Source organism: Siminovitchia acidinfaciens, assembly GCF_003605385.1.
Taxonomy (GTDB): domain Bacteria; phylum Bacillota; class Bacilli; order Bacillales; family Bacillaceae_C; genus Siminovitchia; species Siminovitchia acidinfaciens.
Genome location: NZ_QYTV02000003.1, coordinates 132,535 through 152,552, shown reverse-complemented (window position 1 = coordinate 152,552; position 20,018 = coordinate 132,535). Strand labels below are relative to the sequence as shown.

Here is a 20,018-nt window from a genome sequence, read left to right as displayed (position 1 = left end):
ATATTGTCAAATTATTTTTTCACGGAAGGTGAATTTTTATGACATTGAAACTTTATGCTGACAGTGCATGCGACTTACCGCTGTCATTCTATGAGGAAAATAATGTAGAGCTCATCACTCTTCAGGTGCATATAGAAGACCGGGAATATAAGGACTTGATAAACATCAAGCCTGAACAGGTTTACGAAGAAATTAGAGCGGGAAAAAAGCCAAAAACCTCACAAGCATCTCCCCAGCAGTTGCAAGAGTTGTTCACTTCCCTGGCCGAATCAGGTGAAAGCGGCTTATACATATCAATGTCTTCTGGTCTTTCGGGTACATATCAAACGGCTGTCATGGTAAAAGAGCAGGTAAAAGAAGAATACCCTGATTTGGATTTGACAATCATTGATTCAAAAGCCGTTTCCTTAGGATATGGTTTGACCGTGATGGCTGTCGTTGAACAGATTAAAAATAACGAGCCAAAGGAAGATATTATCAAGTTCGCCCAGTCCAATTGTGACAGGATGGAACATTTATTTACAATCGAAGACCTGGACTTTCTTGCTGCCGGCGGACGTCTATCAAGGTCATCGGCATTTTTCGGCGGCCTCTTAAACATCAAGCCTCTTCTTCACGTAGATGAAGGAAAATTGGTGCCGCTTGAGAAGATTCGTGGAAAAAAGAAACTTATAAAAAGAATGCTCGATCTTATGGAAGAACGTGGAGCCGATCTCGAAAATCAAATCATCGGAATAAGCCATGGCGATGATGAAGAAACAGCTCTAGAATTGAAAAGGTTGATAGAAGAGCGTTTCGGCACGAAAAAATTTTATATCCGTTTGATCGGCGCCATCGTCGCTTCACATGCAGGTCCAGGTACATTAGCGGTATTTTTTCTTAAAAAGCAGGATAACTGACAATGATTAGGGACTCCCCGTCCGGACATACTAATGGAAACAGAGGAAAGGGAGATCATCTTATGCGCTACAATACATCAGACAACGACAAAAAGGCAAGGGATAACCAAGCCCGCCGCGAAGTTAAAAACATTCGGCGTGAAGAAGAGCTCAAAGCCGGAAAGCACCAATACTCTAAGAAAACGGATCATCTTTAATTAAACACGCAGCTTTTGCCTGGCTAATTAGGCAAAACTGCGTGTTTTTATTTAGGCAGAATTCCTTCAAGATTTCACCATTTGTTTTAACCCGTTAACTTTAAGCTCTTGCCACTAAATTCACGAAATCATCAATGACTCACTCGAACTCATCTTTCAACCGAGACGGGCGCTTACGCTTTTCTTTGTTGTCCTTCTCCCCGCTTTCACCTATAATGAAGGAAAACTCTGTCCGGAGGTATAATATGGCAAAGGAAAATTCATTTGATATCGTTTCTAAAGTTGACCTTTCTGAAGTGTCTAACGCAATAAATATTGCAATGAAAGAGATTAAGAACCGTTTTGACTTTAAAGGCAGCAAGAGCAATATCACCTTGGAGAACGACGAGTTGGTACTCATTTCAGATGACGAATTTAAGCTGTCTCAGGTGAAAGATGTTTTGTTTGGAAAATTGATTAAACGGGAAGTTCCAGTCAAAAATATTGACTATGGAAAAATTGAAAGTGCCTTGGGAGGAACTGTTCGCCAACGGGGCAAACTCGTACAGGGCATTGATAAAGATAACGCAAAGAAAATCAATACAATTATCAAAGACAGCAAATTAAAAGTGAAGAGCCAAATCCAGGATGACCAAATACGGGTTACTGGAAAAAACCGGGATGATTTGCAGCAAGTTATCAGCGCGATCCGGGCTGCAGACCTTCCGATAGATGTACAGTTCATCAACTTTCGATAAAATAGGTCAAACTGAATATTTCAATTGCGAATGGGTATATGATACATGTATCCATTCGCTTTTTTTATGAGATTAAGAAAAGCGTAAGCGCCTGCCCATCGACGTACAGACTGAGCCGAAATGCGAAACGCCTTGATCAGCCCCGACAAGCATAAGACGATTCCCGAGGAGGCAGCTTTTCAGCCACCACAGGGAATTGGCTTATGACCTCGAGGGGCTAGGCGTTGCAGCTGGACAGAGTGACTCCAACGAGATAAAGGAAACACGGCGACGAAGGCAGGCTCAAAACGCGACATCCTGTTGCTTCGCTTGCACTAGGACGTCCTGTCCGTCGGAGCCGATGATGACTTATCGTAGGCAAGCTGCTTCTTTGAGAAGCTTCCCGCGCTTTGCGACGAGGTGAGGTTTACTTCCTCGAATAAGCTACGCCGCAGGAGCACTAGAGGCGCGAAGTCTGCTAGTCGATAGGCGCTGGAGCTAGACATAACACTTACTTATTTGAAAGGAATTTTGGTCAAGTTTTATTATTTCTTTAACTACGAAGAAGGAGGGCTATGTATGAGCGAAAATAAAAAGCAAACAATGCCCGAGCAGGTCCAAAATCATCAGCCAGGCATAGAATCCGAGATGGATCCTGTTCCGAAATCAGTAGAACCAGCCTATCAGGGCAGCGGTAAGTTAGATGGAAAAACAGCGATTATTACCGGTGGGGACAGTGGAATCGGAAAAGCTGTAGCAATATACTTCGCCAAAGAAGGGGCGGACGTCGCAATCAGCTATTTGGAAGAAGATGAGGATGCAAAAGGCACGAAAAACTTGATTGAACAAGAAGGAAGAAAATGTCTGCTTATCCGAGGAGATATAGGCGATGAAACACATTGCCAGCAAATCACAAAACAGGTAATTGATGAATTTGGAAAAATTGATATCCTTGTAAACAACGCAGGCGAGCAACATCCAAAAAAGAGTCTACTTGAGATAACTGCCGAGCAGTTGCAAAAAACATTCAGAACAAACGTCTTCTCGATGTTTTATTTGACAAAAGCCGTCCTCCCGCATCTGAAACAGGGAAGCAGCATTATCAATACAGCGTCGATAACAGCCTATAAAGGTAACCCAGGCCTGATTGATTACTCCGCAACCAAAGGTGCCATTGTATCATTCACCCGCTCACTTTCAGCGTCATTGGCAACAAAAGGCATTCGTGTGAACGGTGTGGCACCAGGGCCTATTTGGACACCATTAATTCCATCAACCTTTTCAGCGGAACATGTCGGCACGTTTGGGGCAACTCAGCCGATGAAAAGACCTGGACAGCCCTATGAGCTGGCACCTGCTTACGTCTATTTGGCCTCAAATGATTCCAGCTACGTTTCCGGCCAAATGATACATGTAAATGGCGGAGAAGTGCTGAACGGATAAAGCAAAGGCTCAAACAAAAAAATCCTGTCGCTCCGTCTGCACTTGAACCTCCTGTCCGCCGAAGCTCGGACGTTACACAAGATGAGATTATCTCTTAGAAAAACTTAAAAGCAGCTGCCGAAAAAATTCTCGGCAGCTGCTTTCTGTTTGACTATCTTTGTTCATATGGATTTCGATTTTTTCCTCTTCTCCACGCAACATACATAAAGAGGCCAAAAACTATAAATACCACAAATATCGAAGCGATGAATGGAACATTATACCCTACCTTATCAGCAAGCTTGTACACTTCCATCATTTCTCTATTGATGACAATTTTATACTCTCCGTTTTTGCTTTTTACCAAATCAGAGGCAAACTGTCCACGGAGTTCTTTATCGTCTCCAATTTTATCAGCGGGAATAACCACAGTTTGATCGCTAGTCGTATTATTGATTGCTGCGACAACCGTTTCGCCTTCATACTCCCTTTTAAAGACAAGCATTCCATCTTTTTCGTATAAAAGCTCCATGTTTCCGCGGCTAAGAGCCTTTTGTTCTTGTCGGATCATGCCAATCTTGCCGATAAACTCCATCAGCTCTTCATCGGCACGGAAATTCATGAGTGGAACATTATCCGGCGCCAAGTCACCGTTTACTGCAATTTCAGAACCGTAAAAGACAACAGGTACTTCCGGCTGTGTATATAAGTAGAAAAGGGCCAATTTCCAGCGGGCTCCCGGATATTGTTTGTTGTCCACTATATCCTTTGTAAACCTTGTTGAGTTCTTGTCGTCAAAAAGAGCCACTAACGATTGAGGTTCAGGATACATTTCAGTATTCTTCTCCCATTTTTCAAGCAGTGATTCCGATGGTACATCAATTTTGGAATAGGAATCTCTCAACGTTTTACTCAACGATGAATCAACAACACCTTTGATTCCTGCTTCCTGATATTTTCCCAAATCTTCACTTGTACCTTCGGCTACAGTGCCAGTCAAATAAAAGCTGTCATTCTTTCCCTTAACGGCTGCTGCGAAGTCTTCCCAAAATCCAATTGGTGCCTGGTCAAGTCCGGATAGGCTGTAGCCGTCAATACCGGTTTCCTCAATCCACCACTTGGCAGCATCTATCAGGTAAGATTTCACCTCTTCGTTATTTAAATCAAGCTGTGGCAGCCCCTTGAGCCATTCATTGTCTGAAGGCATGCCTTCATTCTTAAACCAATCATTTTTTGCTGGATCTTTTGTCCATGGATGGTTCGCCCCTACATGAGTCGTGACAAATTCAAACATGACTTTCATATCTTTTTTGTGAGCTTCTTCAACTAGCTCGTTTAATTCTTCAATTGTCCCAAAGTGAGGGTCTGTCTTATAAAAGTCGTTCACCCATTCTCCATGAAAACCATTTTCCTCGTTTTGAAAAATAGGTGACAGCATGATTGTCGTAAATCCCATGTCTTTTAAATAGTCCAACTGCTGGATGATTCCCTTGAAGTCACCGCCCTGGAATTTGTTCGCCGGGTCGGATAAATCGACTCCTTCATCATTACTGTTGTCACCGTTATTAAATCGATCCACTAGTAGTGAATAAACAATTTCATCTTCCCACAATCGTTCTTCTTTTTTGTCGGCACTTGCTGAAAAGGCGGCGGAAAAAAGAAGAAACGGAACAAGCAGGAAAACCAGATATTTTTTGCTCAAATCCGTTACCTCCCTAATACTTCTACGCTCTTAAGATTATCCTTTTCATATGCCGCTCGTCAATTTTATAAGTTCGATGCCTTTTGCTTTTTTTCGAGCCACTGGGTAAAGTGCCTTGCTTCAAGAGGTTTTTCGATAAGATACCCTTGCACGAAGTCGCACCCTAGAGAGGTCAGCATCGCGAGTTGATCATTTGTTTCGATTCCCTCAGCAACTACCCTCAGACCCAATCCGTGACCCATCGTTAAAATGGCATGAACAATGGAAAGTTCGGGTGACTGCTGATTCAGATTTTGAATAAATGAACGGTCGATTTTCAATGCATGAATAGGTAGATGCTTCAAATAGCTCAACGAAGAATATCCCGTCCCAAAATCATCAATTGAAATTTTGACCCCCATCCCCTTTAATTCCCGCATCATACTAACGGTCTTTTTAGATTTATCAATCATGACACTTTCTGTAAGCTCAAGGTGCAAAAACTTCGCTTCCAAACCTGATAATTCAAGAGCTCTTTTTACATTTTCAATGAATCGAGTGCTATCCAATTGATAAGCAGAGACATTCACAGAAGCACCTATATTTTTGAATCCTGCTTCCTGCCACTCCTTCACTTGCTTACATGCGGCATTCAATATCCATTTTCCAAGGGAATGGATCATGCCCGTCTCCTCGGCAATTGGGATGAACTCCAAAGGTGGTATGAGGCCCCACTTAGGATGGACCCAACGAAGCAATGCTTCACATATCTTGATTTCACCTGTTGTAGAGTGGATAATCGGCTGATAGACAAGAAAAAACTCGTTATTCTCAATTCCTTTTCGCAGACTTCTTTCCAGATCTATCCGTTTTTCCAGCTCTATATTCATTTCATCAGAATGAAAAATAATGCTGTCATGAGTATCAGCCTTTGCGTATCTTAATGCTATGCCAGCATTTTTCAATAAGGTTTCTGTGTCCATACCGTCATTAGGGTATTCACTTATTCCAATGGCACCACTCATATAAAACTCCTGTTTTTGAAAGCGCATGGGTTTTTGGATAACAGCAAGGATATCACTGCATAGATTTTCAATCTTCGGACGACTTATGATCCCTTCCAACAAAACAAAAAATATGTTTGTTGAAAAACGTCCGATAAATGACTGCTGAGGCAATACTGCTTCAATTCTCTTAGCCATCCGTACTAGCGCCTGATCTCCTGAAGGGTGTCCAAGTGCATCATTGATAAGTTTAATACGCCCAATTTGTATGAATAGGAATGAAAAATTCTTATTGGTATTTTTTGTTTGATTGATTCGGTTAGAAATAACGTTTTCAATGTTTTTTCTGTTCGGCATCTCTGTCTTCTCATCAAATAGCGAGCAACGTTTTAGCTTTTCTTCAAGCATAAGCTGCTCGGTAATATTCCGCCCAATAAAAAGTATTTCTTCAAAGCCGTTACCCATATCCAAAAAAATTAACTGAAAACAATAACTCATGCTTTCACCTGTATGTGCTGTGATCTCTGTTTCAATTTCGGCTTTTTCAACTTTTCCTTCCGCTATACTTTTTATTACCGACCATATGGCCTCTTTTTGATGAGGAGGAAAAATTGAAAGACAGGATTTTCCTGCCATTTCTTTTTCACTTTTGTCCAAAACTTTTGAGCAGGATGAGTTGATCATTAGGACCTGACCGCTTTTATCGGTTGTAAAGATTAAGTCCATATGATGATCCTTGATCGTTTGAAAGTATTTTTGTGTCATGCTGGACTGTTCCAATATTCTCTCATCCTTTTCGCATCAAATTTTATTGCACTATGTGAATAATTCATTATCATTCATTAAAACAGTTGTTCCTGCTACTTTTTTCCCAATAGAAATAAAAAAAAGTTCCAATCGGATATCATGTCTCTCATCATTGATCAGCCTGTTGGCAATATGGCCGAATCTCCAAGGTTAAAACAGGCACCAACAGCTGTCACGCGATTCGAGTTGTTAAATATCAGGGTAACAGTAAAACTATTAAACAATTAGCTGGTTCAAATTTCCAGTATACTTTCATTCTAATATTTGCCTAAAATCCTGTCACTAGTATTTGTATAGTGCTAAACCAAAATAAAAAAACCGCTGAAATTCAGCGGTTTTTTTCCCAATTACTATGAAAACATATTCCAGCCAAGCGGCAGTTTTAACCCCAGGAAAAATGTAATAGCCAGGGCTGCGATGAATACGACCCAAAGAACCCCAGTATTCCTTCCTTTCGCTCCACGGACAAGGATCATTTCCATCATCGCGATGACAATGATGCCTCCGAGAAATTTGATTCCGTAGAGTGCTGGATTGTATCCCTGATGTTTTGAAAAAAGCAGGACTCCAGTCAAGATAATCAGCAAATAAAAGAGACGCAAGATCATTTGTGTGATTTTCGCACCCTTTTGATTGCCGCCTTTTTGTAAAAGCAGTACCACCACAAATAAAATAAGAGCAACGACCCATGTAGTGATGTGAGCATGAGTATTATCGAACATGTCCAATACCTCCTAAAAAAACGTGTTTGCTTATTCCGATCAATCCCCATTAATCTTACCATACAGGGATTGGGTGACAAATTGCGAACATGCTAGTTCACAGTATTGTGCAATTTGCCGATTCCTTCTATTGTAATTTCAATTTCATCCCCACTTTTCAGCATACGAGGAGGCTTAAAGCCTTTCCCGACTCCGGCAGGAGTACCCGTAGCTATGATATCCCCCGGCTCAAGCGTCATACCTTGCGACAAAGTAGAAATGATTTCTTCTGTCGGGAATATGAAATGTTTCGTATTGGATTCCTGTCTGACTTCTCCGTTGACCGTCGTCTGAATGGAGAGCTCATTCGGATTGTCAATCTCGGAGTGGTGCACAATCCACGGTCCCATTGGGCAAGTTGTATCAAGGCTTTTCCCTATAAAAAACTGTTTATGTCTTTTTTGAAGATCGCGAGCTGTTACATCATTAATAATCGTGTATCCGAAAATGTATTCAAGGGCCTGCTCTTTGGAAATGTTTTTTCCTTTCTTTCCGATGACCAAAGCAAGTTCTCCCTCATAATCGAGCTCATCTGTTACATCTGTATGAGCATCGACTGAATCTTCATGACCGATGACTGTTGTAGGCGATTTTGTGAACACCAAGATGTGCTCGGGAATATCCGCTTCGCTGCCCATTTCGATTGCATGGTCGCGGTAGTTTTTTCCGACACACATGATATTTTTCTTCGGTCTTGGAATAGGAGCCATCCACTTGATATTTTCAAATGGGTGTAATAACTCATCTTTTCCATTTTGCTCCCCCCACTCAACAAGCTCCTTTACAGATTCGTAAAATTGTTCTCCGCTTTCAATTCCTGCAAGGATGGTGGAAGGAAACTCTTTATCTGCTGCTTCTGCGAGAGCCAACACATCCCATACTTTTCGGCCGCTGCTGTCAACAACGCCATATTTTTCTGTACCTTCTAATTTAAAGCTCATTAACTTCATTACCAGCACCTCTTTTTCGTTTTTTTCCATACGTTAAAAAGCGCCAAAATTTCTCAACTGGCCCATGTTTAAATTTGCCCAGCCAAATTTCGGCGAATATTACCTGAATAATGTAAATGGCAATAGCAAGCCATGTCCCCGTCGCCAATGAAATTTTTCCGTAGAGACCCAATCCATAATGATAAAAAATCAATGTTCCAATCAAAGACTGCGTGACATAAATCGTAATTGACATGCGGCCGGCGGAACTAAGCGGATGCAGCAGTTTTGCCACTTTGGCACTTTTCATGATCAAAACGATTCCTGCAATATAAGCAATCCCGAGAACCGGCCCTCCGATCGTGTCCTGTATGTATTGATAGCTGATGGATAAACCCGTCATAAAAGGCAGCATCTTAGCGGCAATTCCAACAGGAAGAGCGATGAGTAAAATGACAAGCCACTTTTTCCATTGAATATCCGCTTTTTCAAGCCACTGCATTTTCCCTGCTCCTGCACCGATCATCATCATTGGCAATATTAGAAATAGATAAATGATAAAACCGCCTGATAAATTATTAGTTTTCCAGTCGGCAATTCTTTGGGAAGTAATCTCCATGAAACTTCCGCTGGCATAAGTTATCTCAGCCTGCTGCAGGCCTGCAATATCAATATAATCAGCAAGGGAAGTTGAATCAAATATAGATACAACTATAAGCATACCCGAAAAGAGCAGCTGCGGCAGCAAATAAAGCCCCCAGCCCAATCCCATCAGCCATGGACCGGATAGTCTCAAAAACAATAATAAAACCATTCCCATTAATGCATAAGTAATTAGAATATCACCATACCAAATAAGAAACGCATGTATGATTCCGAAGATGAGCAAAACGGACAGTCTTCTCACACTGATTGTCCAAAATGATGTTCCCCTGATTGCGGACCGCCTTTGCATGATCACCATTCCATAGCCAAACATGAGTGAAAAGATAGGATAAAAACTTCCTTGCACAAGTATATCTATCCATGTATACCATGTTAAATCCCCATATTCCCACCAATCATAAGGATTGTAGTATCCGTAAGGGGAATGGAAGCCGATCATATTAACAATTAGTATGCCAAGAAGTGAAAAGCCCCTTAAAACATCAAGTGTCTGAATTCTATCCATCACGCCAACCGGGTTTACCTTTTTACTAGCCATAATTACTCCTTTGAGGCCTCTCTAAGCCCCCCACCTCCTTAATCAGAACTGTCTTACAGACTCTCGTATTTCTGTCCAATACCATCGTATAAGTTTGGCTAAAAAACTACAATCATTATTACTTGGATTAACATATTTTATCATGCCATCCCTTTCAAAATAGAAGCAATATCACCAATTCAATTCTTTGTCATAAAATACAATGCATAGTAAATACGGCAATATGGAAGGAAGTGAACGGTATTGCCTGGATTTGTTGGTGCCGTTCAGATCATCAATGTAAGTACAGGAGCTACATTCAATATCGGGGACGTATTTCAAATTCATCCGATTTCCTACGCCAAGACATTTGCGGGTGCGGGTTCGTTTAATACAGGCGAAGGAATCAGGATTCGAAACGATTATTCTTCCACCAACAGCTACGATGCTGACGGCCTGGATCAGGGAATCTTATTAAACTTATAAATGAAGGGCACAGGAGGAAGCCATGATTGTTAATGTTCAGCAGACCATTAATATACAAATGATTAAGATTGGCGGTATAACCAACTCATCAGTGCTGCAAATTGGAACAGCGGGAGTCATAACGCCTTCTTCGCATCTATATAATACAGGTGGTTATACAGCCCCTGCTCCTGCAGCAATAAGCGAAACTCAACTGGCACAGCAGGAAGTCAGTCTGATTCCATTATAAAAAGAAAAGCGGAAGACGGCGCTTAGGGGCGGCAAGCGCTGGCAAGCTCAGAACGCGACATCTTCGAAAAAATCTTCGTAGCGGCTTTGTAACGAGCTGAACAAAACTTCCCGAGTAAGTTATGGCGTAGAAGCAGAGGTTTGTTGACTTATCTTAGGAAAGCGGCTTCCTAGGGTATGATTTCTGCACCTTTGCGATAAAGTAACAAAGTTTCCTGAAAAAGCTTTGCCTTGGAGCCCATTGGGTGCGAAATATGCTAGTCGATATGCGCTAGAGCTCGACCTAGCGCATAGATTTCAAAAGTAATTTCAGTCATTTCCGTATACTTTTTACCATAAGAAAGTGTGGTGTATGTACAACATGCAGGCAAATTACACGATACAGCAGTTATATGCTTTTATAGAAGGACAACAGCAAGAGATCACGCGGCTTAGACAGTCAATACATTACCTTACAAATGAATTGAAAGTGTTGAAAGAAAAGCCGTCAGTCACTGTGGAAAGGCTTGAGTATAAGTTTGATCAGTTAAAGGTGGAAACATTGGAGGGAACACTAAATATTGGAATTAACCCGGCTGATCTGAACTCCATTGAAGATTTTTCCGTGCCGCCAGGGGCTCCAGGATTGCCACAAACTCAGGCTTTTGTACGCCATCACGACCTTTATGATGAAACGTTGGAAAGACTGAATAACTATATTGATAATGATTTGGACACATTGATAAAAGATACAGAAACACAAATCGGCAGATCCCTCGAAGAGCCGTATATCAAGATGATCAAGGAAGATATCCGTAAACAGATACCTGCAAGAGCCGATCATTATTTAGGCTTCTTTAGTGCACAGCCAAACAATAATCTGAAAGAAGAAGAATTGTACGAAAAAGTATATAAGACATTAATAGCGGATATTAACAAAGCTGTTCACGGATTCATTTCCCAAATTCCAAATCAACAGGGAGGAGCGAATCCCCATGGAACTTAATGTAGTAAATAGGGAATTATGCGTCGGACAGATCCGTGTAATCGGGGTGAGCGCCTCTTCTGTTTTGTTGGTCGGTGACGCAAATACGATTCAATTGGCATCCGTCTTTGATACGCCTCCGGAATCGCTGATTATCGGGCCTTTCGTGCCTCTCGGCCGTTAACAAAAAAAGCGCAAGAGCCCGTTTGGCGTGGTACAAAATTGAAATGCGGAAGACAGCCGCTTAGGAGCGACAAGCGCTGGCCACCTCAAATCGCCACATCCTGTGGCTTCGGCAGGCTCAGGGCGCGACATCCTGTCGCTTCGCTTGCACTTGTACTTCCTGTACGTCGGTGGCACTAGGTCTTCCTGTCCGTCGGAGGTCTAGCCAATGAAGGCGTCCTTTGAGTTCATTGGCTGACCAAAGCGCCCTCGAGCCCTTGCCGTCTAAAGCTAGTCACTGGAGCTTTCTGCAATAAGATAAAGGAAACACGGAGAAAATAAGGAGTTGCCATTATGCCTTTAAGAGGTTCTGTAGTAAAAATGATAGATATTAAAAGTATGCTATTCGGATCAGTCGTTGAAGTGGGAGACACTGTACATTTGAAAGCCTACACAAATGCTTTGGCAGTACAAAGGAATAAAGAGCTATTTTTTGTCAATGAAGGTAATTACAATAATTTCAATGCCTTCAAAATACCCATCCCGATTCCTCCGCTTCCTGTGCCGCTGCCCTCCATTACAAAGTATAACGAGTGTCCGGATATCCATGTCGGCAATATACATCTCATAACTATGTCTTCGTCTGCCATCATGCAAATAGGAACTACGAACCACATAAATTCAGAAGCAAGAGTGCTTCATATCCGTCAGATTTCACCTGGGATCCGAAGAGTGGAAGGCCGCAGATCAGGGGCAACAAGCGCTGGAAATCAAACCAGGGAAGTCGTTCTTTGACTTCATTGATTTGATCGAAGCGACCTCGAGCCCCCTGCGCCTGAAGCTGGATAATAAGAAAAGCGGAGACGCCTGGCTCCTCCTCGAAAAGCATAAGACGATTTCCGAACAGGAGCTAGGCGTCAAGCAAATCAAATATAAATAGATAGGGAGATGACAAATGCCTGCTATTGTTGGACCCGTCCAAATTTTTAATGTTAGCGGAGGCGTTGTACAGTTTGGAGACACAGCAGTCATTTCTCCAAAAAGCGCCACAAAATCGTTTGAAGGTTCTGGCTCTTCCAGTACCGGCGGATTTGTTGTTACGAATAACGGAATCAGCGGAACTAACACACTTGATTCGAACTTGATTGACCAGCCAACGGTTGGGAATAATTAAAAAGAGTGCCAAGTTGGAACCAATCTCCCAATTTGGCACTCTTTTATCATAGTTAAATAAAGCATAATTCATATGATGACTGATTTGTCCAGTCACCTATGGCTGCGTGCCTTGTGCTTTTCTTTACATTTTCAAAAGATGTCCGCCATCGAAGAAGTATAAATATTTTTCTTTCACTTGCTTCTTCCAGATCTTTTCGATGGCCTGTTCATATAAATGTATTTGTGTTTTATATCTTTTCTCAAGAACGGTTTTTGCTTGGTCGAAGCCTCCAGGGAATCGTCCCGTGATGGCATCTGTTTTATAATCTAGTAAAACGACTCCATTCTCCTCAACAATGATGCAATCAATGATTCCCTGGACGATGACAGATTCGTCTTCTCCGTCCCAGTCCTCATAGATTTCTTCTGCCGGTATTCCCATTGTGAAAGGTACTTCCCGTTCAGTTTTTGGTGAATGTAAAACCCTTTTGCCCAGATCGGTTTGGAAGAATTGAACTATTTGCTCCGCCGATACGGCATCTGCCTGTTCAAGCGTAAGTATCTCTTTTTGAATCAATTCATCCAGCAATCGCTCAATTGAAATCAATGAAGGCTCTTCATCAAGGGTTACATGCTGCATAACTGTATGCATGACGGTCCCTCGTTCTGCTGGTGATATGGATTGCTTTTGGAGAAACTTTGGTTTGTTGAAGATTGGAGCAGTTGTACGGCTTCCTCCCAAAATAGATGCTGCACTTGCATCATCTTGTAATTCCGCCATCCGCTTCAATTCCGAAACTGTCTGCTTGGACATCCTCTTCGCAGCAATCAAATGTGGATATCTCCAACTTAGCCGGGAAAATACCTTTTCCTTCATAGGTGAACGAATACTGCTTAAACGGCCTTCCTTCACCATTTCAAGCCACCCATCTGATTCTACTTCAGATTCTTCTTCTGTTAGACTCAGGTCGGATGATGACAGTACTTCCACTTTCCACCTTGAAGGGTGTTCATTAATTTCACCCGTGGAGCTTTCAGGAATTCCATCAATACTACAGTCCCTGTGTCTGATGATTGCCGGGCCGAGCCAGTCCATGTATGTCGCAGCAGACGCTCTATCGAATTCTTTCAGGAGCCAATTGCCGCCAATACTCCCTTTCGCCCATTTCTTGATCTCTTTATCAAGGTTTTTCACTATCCCTACAAGAAAAAGCTTTTCCTTTGCGCGTGTAAGTGCTACATATAAAACCCTCATTTCCTCCGCTGCCAATTCCATCCGTTTTTTTCTCTTTAGCGCTAGTTGAGGCAATGATGGATAAGATATCCTTTTGTCAGAATCAATATATTTGCTGGCAAACCCATAATCTTTATCGAATAAAAATGCGCTGTTTATATCTTGCATATTAAATTTGCGCCCTAAGCCGGAAGCAAAAACAATCGGGAATTCCAATCCCTTGCTTGAATGAATGGTCATCAGTCGAACAACATCCTCCTGCTCTCCGAGAGCACGGGCAGCCCCTAGATCCTTGCCTCGGTCCTGCATCCTTTCAATAAATCGCAAAAAGCGGAACAGCCCTCTGAAGGATGTCTCTTCATATTGGGATGCCCTGTCATAAAGTGCCCTTAAGTTGGCTTGCCTTTGTTTGCCACCTGGAAGGCCACCGGCAAATTCATAAAACCCGGTATCGCGATACAATTGCCATATCAGGCTTGAAAGTGCCCCTGTTCGCGCCATACTTCTCCATCCATTCAAATTTTCAAAGAATGAAGTAAGCTTTTCCCTGATCATTTCATGACTCGAATCACCCGAAATTTTAATGAAGCTTTTTACTGCATTGTAAAAGCTTCCTTTCCTGAACTGCGCCCTAATTTGGGCTAATGCCTCTTCATCAAGGCCGACGATCGGAGAGCGGAGCACTGCCGCCATCGGGATATCCTGATCCGGATTGTCCACGACCTTTAGTAGAGACATCATCACCGCAACCTCTGTGGCTTCGAAATATCCAGAAGTGAGATTTGCATAAACAGGAATTCCTTCATGTTTGAATTCATCCATGATATCTTGTGCCCAAGTTAATGACCTTAGTAGGATGACAATATCTTTATATTGTGCCGGACGGTGCCTGCCTGCTTTGGAATCATAGATAGGTCTTTCACTATCAATGATCTCCCTGATTTTCTTCGCCAAATATCTTGCTTCCAAGCGGGATTGCTCAATTTCCTCTTCGTCAAAACCGCCATCCTCCGGTTTATTGCCAGAGTCTGATTTTTCTTCCAACTGATCGATGAGCGCCACTTCTATCGGATATGTTTCATCAGAAGGATAACTTGCGCCAAGAACGAGCTCAGCATCTCTGTTGTAATCAATTTCTCCAACACTTACCCCCATGATCTGTTTAAAAAGAAAGTTTGTACCATCAAGGACTTCAGACCGGCTACGGAAATTTCGGGATAAATCAATGCGAAGACCGTTATTTAATCCGTCTGGAGAAAACCTTTTGTACTTAGCCAGAAACAGGTTCGGCTCTGCCAGCCGGAACCGGTATATTGACTGTTTTACATCTCCCACCATAAATAAGTTTCCGTCATATTCACCATCAGCGGAAATCAGTTGGAGAATCGTTTCCTGAACCATATTTACATCCTGGTATTCATCCACCAACACCTCTTTGAACTGATTCCGGTATCCGACAGCGATATCTGAAGGGCGAATATCGCTCTTCTGATTCTCATGGTCCACCAAAATATGAAGGGCAAGATGTTCAAGATCGGCAAAGTCAACAATGCCTCTCTCTTTTTTCTCCATGGCAAATTGTATGGCAAAGGCCTTCACAAGACTGACTAGAGCCTGGTAAATCGGATGCATTTCACGCATGTCCCGTAAAAATCCTTCCGCCTCCCTGGAAAATATATCATCAGCCAATTTTTCCAATATTCCCTTCGCTTTCTTCCTCAACGCATCGGCATCTTTAACAAGACCCTCATCATACTCATCGCCACGGCAGCTTTTTGCACGGGTAAACTTCCAGCTGTTCATCGCTTCATGAAGGCTAGCCCAGCTTACTTGAGCTGCTTTCTGCATTCTGGCCACTATTTCCAGGTCATCTAAATAATTGACCGCCCTCGGAGCAGGACCGCCAGGAATTTTCGTCATTTCATAAGCCTGTTCCAGCATTTGCCTCGCTCCGGTAAGTTGCAGCTCAATATCCGCAATCAGCATCTGCGCAAACGGAAGTTCTTCGATGCGGGCCCTTTGCGGAATGTTGTACATATCGACAAGAGCGTCAAGCCAAAGGTCCGGATATGGGTGCGAGCGGGAAAAATCATATAATTTAAGAACAAGCTCCTGAAGCTCGCCATCGCTTCGGTCGCCGGTAAAAGTATCCACCAGCTTGAAAAATGGCTCATTATTTTCCTTTCCGTACTCCTCTTCGAATAAATCATCCAGTACTTCATCACGCAAAAGAGCCATTTCGTTATCATCAGCTACTCTGAAGTTAGGATCAATATCAACCATATAATAATGTTTTCTCACTGCTTCAAGGCAAAAAGAGTGAAGTGTTGAAATGGACGCCCTGTTCAACAGTCCAAGCTGCTTCCTTAAGTGGTTGGATTCGGGCCGTTCGTTAATTGCCTGAGTCAATGCTGCCCCGATTCTAGCTCTCATCTCTGCAGCTGCGGCATTGGTAAAAGTGACGACCAGCAACTGATCAACATCCAGGGGATCCGTTTCCGCTATCACTTTTTGGATAATCCGCTCTACAAGGACCGCGGTTTTCCCGGAACCTGCAGCCGCTGCCACCAATACATCCTGGTCTTTTGCAAAAATAGCCTTCCATTGGTCATCAGTCCATTGCGCATTTTCAGGTTTTACTGGAATATCAGTTTTCAAATTCTTCACCTTCTTCCCGTATACGTGCGATGACATCTTCTCGCTTCTCCTGGTGGATCAAGCGGAATTCATTTGCCGGCAAAGCCGGGTCAAACTGGCAAACCGGTTTGTACAAACAAAACTTGCACGGAGTTTTATCTTTCATCCGATAAGGGTCAATGCCCACTTCTCCTGATATAATTGCATTTCCTGACTCTTGGTAAAGGGATCTTACATGCCTTCTCAAAAGTCCCAGCTCTTCTTTGGTTGCTGATTTTGATCTGGCATTAAGTGTTCCGTCTTTTTTTAAGCCGGCGGAAATAATGTTTGAATCACCCGATTCAAGGGAGAAATCCATCAAACGGACAAGGTCCGGATCTTCAAGAACAAGCCCCTTCATTTTAAATCTCTTGAATATCTCTTCCTCAATTTCTGATAGAGTCATAATTTTATCGCTTTGAATCATCGGATTATGGAGATGGAAATAAAATACGCCTGCCGGAAAGGCCTCCTTGCCAATCAATTGCTTTGAATAAGTAATGATGATGTCCAAATAAGTCAGCATCTGCAATGAAAGCCCATAATAGATCTCACTTAGATCCAGCTCTCTTGAGCTTGACTTGTAATCAATGACCCGCAAATAAACCCCGTTGTCATTTTCCGCTTTGTCCACCCTGTCAATCCGGCCCTGCAGTTCCATTTTCATACCATTTTTCAGCGCAAATGACAATGGTGGCAGCTGTTGTCTCGGACCAAAAGCCAGCTCGATCCCGACCGGGGAAAACCCGCTTTCCTTCGCATGACCGCTCATTGTATATGACGCTCTTCCTATCACCTGTTCAAGCTTCCTTTTAATATAGTAAAAGCGATTGGAGCTTAACAGGATTTGATTTTGCAGTTTCGGGGCCAGATGGGCAACGGCTTCCCTGGCCAGCTGTTCACACTGCTCCTTAGTCAGATCTGCCCACTTCAAATTATTATTGTTCACCTGATCCGCAATCCACTTTAAGGCGGCATGGAACAAATCTCCGATATGCGGCGCCTCAAGCTTGTAGATTTCACGCTCACGAAGCTTTAAACCGTGTAACGCAAAATGAGAGAAAGGACAGCTGTGAAAAAGCTCCATTCTCGATACACTAGCAGTAATATTTTCGCCGTATAGTTGTTTACTCGTATCTTCGGAAAGTTGCTTCGTCTCGTTTCTAAAGAACAGACTTGACAGAATCCGTTCAGCCTTTTTTTTCCAATGTGGATCGGACATATAGAAATTATAGACATCCCACCAAAAATCAGCGATAGGATAGTTCCTTATCTTCAAGTTCAGCTGCCCTGTCAAATATGCAGCCGCTGAATCAGGATGGGACACATATTCGAACTGATCTTCGTTGCCCACTTCCGCCGGATCATTTACCGCAGCTGTTTCAACGATTTCTGGAAACATCGCTCTTATTCTATCTATATATGGAGATGGTTGAAGAGCTTTTCCCTCATCATCTGCCAAAGGATAAGATAGCAGCAGGCGCTCCTCAGCCGATGTAAACGCCCTGTAGGCGACGAACTCTTCATTTAGAAGCTTTCTTCGGCTGTCTGGCGCGATATTCATGCCTGCGTCCATTAACGATGTCCGGTCTTCATCTGAGAGGACTCCCCCTTCGCTGAACTTTGCCGGAAGGATGCCATCATTTAATCCAGCAACGAATGAAACTTTAATGTTAGAAAGGCGTGACTGCTCAAAGTTAGCCACAAACACTTGGTCAATGGCAGGCGGGATCAAAGAAAACCTCATCTCCTCCAAACCAGCATTGATGATTGGGATAAACTCCTCCAGCGTCAACTTTGTATCCCCGAGTATTTCCACGAACTGATCCAGAAGCTCCATGACATCATTCCAGGCCTGATCATGTTCCCTCGATGTAACAAGCTCCCCTTTTTCTTCTGCAGTTTCACTGAGCATTTCCAGCTTGCGTGGAATTTCAAGCTCTTCTAAAAAGAGATAAACAGCTTCGCAAAGCTCCCGTCCAGTCCCCGCTTTTTTCAATCGCCTTGAAAGCCTTAATATCGGGAGAGTGACGATATCCCTCGATACCGCCAGCTCCTTTTCAATTTCTTTCTCTTCGTCCGTCTGCACCATACCTGCCAGTTCAAGGCCGCGGAACCGGCGGTATGTCCAATGTCCTTTTTTCGTCCAGTCCCCGCCTTTGATTCCATACGCCAATACATAGTTTTCCAGCCTGTCCATCTGCTCCCTGAGACTATTCAGATTACCTTCCGGAGGAAAGAGCAAATCAGTTTTTACGACGCGAAAAACATGTTCATATCTCCAATTGCTGTTGATCACTTCCAGTACAGATCGAACCAGTTCAACTAGCGGGTGATTGAGCATGGAGCGCTTTTGATCGATGAAGTAGGGAATTTCGTAATCATAAAAGATCGTCTCCATCTCACCCTGATATTGGTTCGCATTCCGCACCAGGACTGCAATATCCTTGTACCTGTATCCTTCTTCCATCACGAGACGCCGGATCTCCCTCGCTATGCCTTCGATTTCCGCGCGTCTGTTGACAGCTTGCATCAGGTTTATCTCAGGCCTGTCTGCATGTGATTTTACCGGCCTGCTTTGAAACTGGGACTCCAAGAATTTCAAGCTATCATTCTGGAATTTAAAAGCTTCTCTGAGAATGACATCCTCTTCGACCGTTATTTCTCCTTGGGACGCCAACTCATATAAATTTTCATATGTTTCTCCCGTCATTCTGAATAGATTTAGCTCATCCGGCGTTTCATTTCTGAATGGACGATCCAGCATAAGGGAAACAGATACCCTTCTGCTTGTTTTCATGAGACGGTCGATTACCAAATATTCCTGTGGTGTAAAGCTGTGGAATCCATCTATATACACTTCCGCATCTTGCAAATATCCGGACTTGTCAATCGACTCCGCCAGCAGGCTCAAATAATCGTTGGAATCCAAATATTTTCCCGATAATGCCTCCTCAAAATGTCTGTAAATCAATTCGAGGTCGTGCATCTTGTCCGAAAGGGCTTTTTGGGATTGGAAAAACCCCACTTCTTCTCTTTTTTGTGCGAGATCTTCAGGCTGGACACAGTAATGTTTGAACTCCGTGAAGATCTGCTCCACCTGCTGGATGAATCCTGTTTTATCTGATGCCTGCCTAAATAGCTTCAAGTCCTTTTTATGTTCTTCAATTATTTTTTTTATAAGCATATTCAGACCGGTGCTCGTCACATGGTTACGGCTTGCTCCGCCCGTCTCCTGAAAAATGCGCCACGCAAGCCGGGTAAAGCTGAATACTTGAGCACGGATCATTCCGGTAAGTTCATTTGATTGAATCAATTCATACTCGGATAAAAAAGTCATTTGATCCGGAACGATATATAGGATTGGCGGCCCATCCGGCCGCTCGGTCAGCTTTTTTCTAATCTCTTCATAAAAAAGAGCTGTTTTTCCCGTTCCCGTACGGCCAATGACAAAGCGTAGTGACATGCTTTCAACCCCTCGTAATTTTGTCTACTTCAATTAAAATTTCTCTTC

Annotated in this window: 17 protein-coding genes; 10 read left to right on the top strand and 7 right to left on the bottom strand. The window is 42.9% G+C overall.

All coding sequences use genetic code 11. From position 1 onward, the window contains the following. Nucleotides 1–38 precede the first annotated feature (38 nt). The 4 genes from D4T97_RS08095 (at nucleotide 39) to D4T97_RS08080 (ending at nucleotide 3,255) form a co-directional block, all read left to right on the top strand. The gene (locus D4T97_RS08095; protein WP_126049490.1) at nucleotides 39–899 is read left to right on the top strand and encodes a DegV family protein; all 861 of its coding nucleotides are present in this window, start codon (nucleotides 39–41) and stop codon (nucleotides 897–899) included. A gap of 62 nt (nucleotides 900–961) precedes the next feature. Then, a complete protein-coding gene (locus D4T97_RS08090) occupies nucleotides 962–1,096 on the top strand; it encodes a DUF3941 domain-containing protein (protein ID WP_126050227.1) in 135 nt (44 codons plus the stop codon). A gap of 245 nt (nucleotides 1,097–1,341) precedes the next feature. Continuing rightward, the gene (locus D4T97_RS08085; protein ID WP_126049488.1) at nucleotides 1,342–1,833 is read left to right on the top strand and encodes a YajQ family cyclic di-GMP-binding protein; all 492 of its coding nucleotides are present in this window, start codon (nucleotides 1,342–1,344) and stop codon (nucleotides 1,831–1,833) included. A 558-nt stretch (nucleotides 1,834–2,391) separates the two neighbouring features. Next, nucleotides 2,392–3,255: an SDR family oxidoreductase gene (locus tag D4T97_RS08080; RefSeq protein ID WP_126049486.1), complete on the top strand. Its 864-nt coding sequence runs from the start codon at nucleotides 2,392–2,394 to the stop codon at nucleotides 3,253–3,255. 151 nt (nucleotides 3,256–3,406) lie between these two features. On the opposite strand, the gene D4T97_RS08075 is transcribed toward D4T97_RS08080, so the two are convergent. The 5 genes from D4T97_RS08075 to D4T97_RS08055 all read right to left on the bottom strand — a co-directional run bounded on the left by D4T97_RS08075 (nucleotide 3,407) and on the right by D4T97_RS08055 (nucleotide 9,620). After that, nucleotides 3,407–4,936: an alpha-amylase family glycosyl hydrolase gene (locus D4T97_RS08075; RefSeq protein ID WP_126049484.1), complete on the bottom strand. Its 1,530-nt coding sequence runs from the start codon at nucleotides 4,934–4,936 to the stop codon at nucleotides 3,407–3,409. A 65-nt stretch (nucleotides 4,937–5,001) separates the two neighbouring features. Further along, entirely contained in the window at nucleotides 5,002–6,699 is a 1,698-nt protein-coding gene (locus D4T97_RS08070; protein WP_164525507.1) for a GGDEF domain-containing phosphodiesterase, read from the bottom strand. A gap of 377 nt (nucleotides 6,700–7,076) precedes the next feature. Continuing rightward, a complete protein-coding gene (locus tag D4T97_RS08065; RefSeq protein WP_126049480.1) occupies nucleotides 7,077–7,448 on the bottom strand; it encodes a YisL family protein in 372 nt (123 codons plus the stop codon). Nucleotides 7,449–7,540: 92 nt separating this feature from the next. Further along, a complete protein-coding gene (locus D4T97_RS08060; protein WP_126049478.1) occupies nucleotides 7,541–8,437 on the bottom strand; it encodes a fumarylacetoacetate hydrolase family protein in 897 nt (298 codons plus the stop codon). Further along, entirely contained in the window at nucleotides 8,418–9,620 is a 1,203-nt protein-coding gene (locus tag D4T97_RS08055) for a DUF418 domain-containing protein (protein ID WP_235872190.1), read from the bottom strand. Before D4T97_RS08055 ends, D4T97_RS08060 begins: the two co-directional genes overlap by 20 nt. Nucleotides 9,621–9,863: 243 nt before the next feature. Between D4T97_RS08055 and D4T97_RS08050 the strand changes: the two genes are divergently transcribed. From D4T97_RS08050 to D4T97_RS08025, 6 genes are all read left to right on the top strand, one after another. After that, complete coding sequence (locus D4T97_RS08050) at nucleotides 9,864–10,085, top strand: spore germination protein (protein WP_126049474.1); 222 nt, start codon at nucleotides 9,864–9,866, stop codon at nucleotides 10,083–10,085. A gap of 22 nt (nucleotides 10,086–10,107) precedes the next feature. Beyond that, a complete protein-coding gene (locus tag D4T97_RS08045) occupies nucleotides 10,108–10,314 on the top strand; it encodes a spore germination protein GerPB (RefSeq protein WP_126049472.1) in 207 nt (68 codons plus the stop codon). A gap of 360 nt (nucleotides 10,315–10,674) precedes the next feature. Continuing rightward, a complete protein-coding gene (gene gerPC, locus D4T97_RS08040; protein ID WP_164525506.1) occupies nucleotides 10,675–11,298 on the top strand; it encodes a spore germination protein GerPC in 624 nt (207 codons plus the stop codon). Continuing rightward, nucleotides 11,288–11,461 carry a spore gernimation protein GerPD gene (locus D4T97_RS08035; RefSeq protein ID WP_126049467.1) on the top strand — a complete coding sequence of 58 codons (174 nt, stop codon included), beginning with the start codon at nucleotides 11,288–11,290 and terminating at the stop codon, nucleotides 11,459–11,461. The genes gerPC and D4T97_RS08035 overlap by 11 nt, the downstream gene beginning before the upstream one ends. 332 nt (nucleotides 11,462–11,793) lie before the next feature. Then, nucleotides 11,794–12,234, top strand: coding sequence for a spore germination protein GerPE (locus tag D4T97_RS08030; RefSeq protein WP_126049465.1), 441 nt, complete (start codon nucleotides 11,794–11,796; stop codon nucleotides 12,232–12,234). Between the two features lie 160 nt (nucleotides 12,235–12,394). Further along, nucleotides 12,395–12,613, top strand: coding sequence for a spore germination protein (locus D4T97_RS08025; protein ID WP_126049463.1), 219 nt, complete (start codon nucleotides 12,395–12,397; stop codon nucleotides 12,611–12,613). Nucleotides 12,614–12,736: 123 nt separating this feature from the next. Here the strand turns inward: D4T97_RS08025 and addA are convergent, their stop codons facing one another. Next, a complete protein-coding gene (addA, locus tag D4T97_RS08020) occupies nucleotides 12,737–16,486 on the bottom strand; it encodes a helicase-exonuclease AddAB subunit AddA (protein WP_126049461.1) in 3,750 nt (1,249 codons plus the stop codon). Next, the gene (gene addB, locus D4T97_RS08015; RefSeq protein WP_126049460.1) at nucleotides 16,476–19,970 is read right to left on the bottom strand and encodes a helicase-exonuclease AddAB subunit AddB; all 3,495 of its coding nucleotides are present in this window, start codon (nucleotides 19,968–19,970) and stop codon (nucleotides 16,476–16,478) included. The genes addA and addB overlap by 11 nt, the downstream gene beginning before the upstream one ends. Nucleotides 19,971–20,018 lie beyond the last annotated feature (48 nt).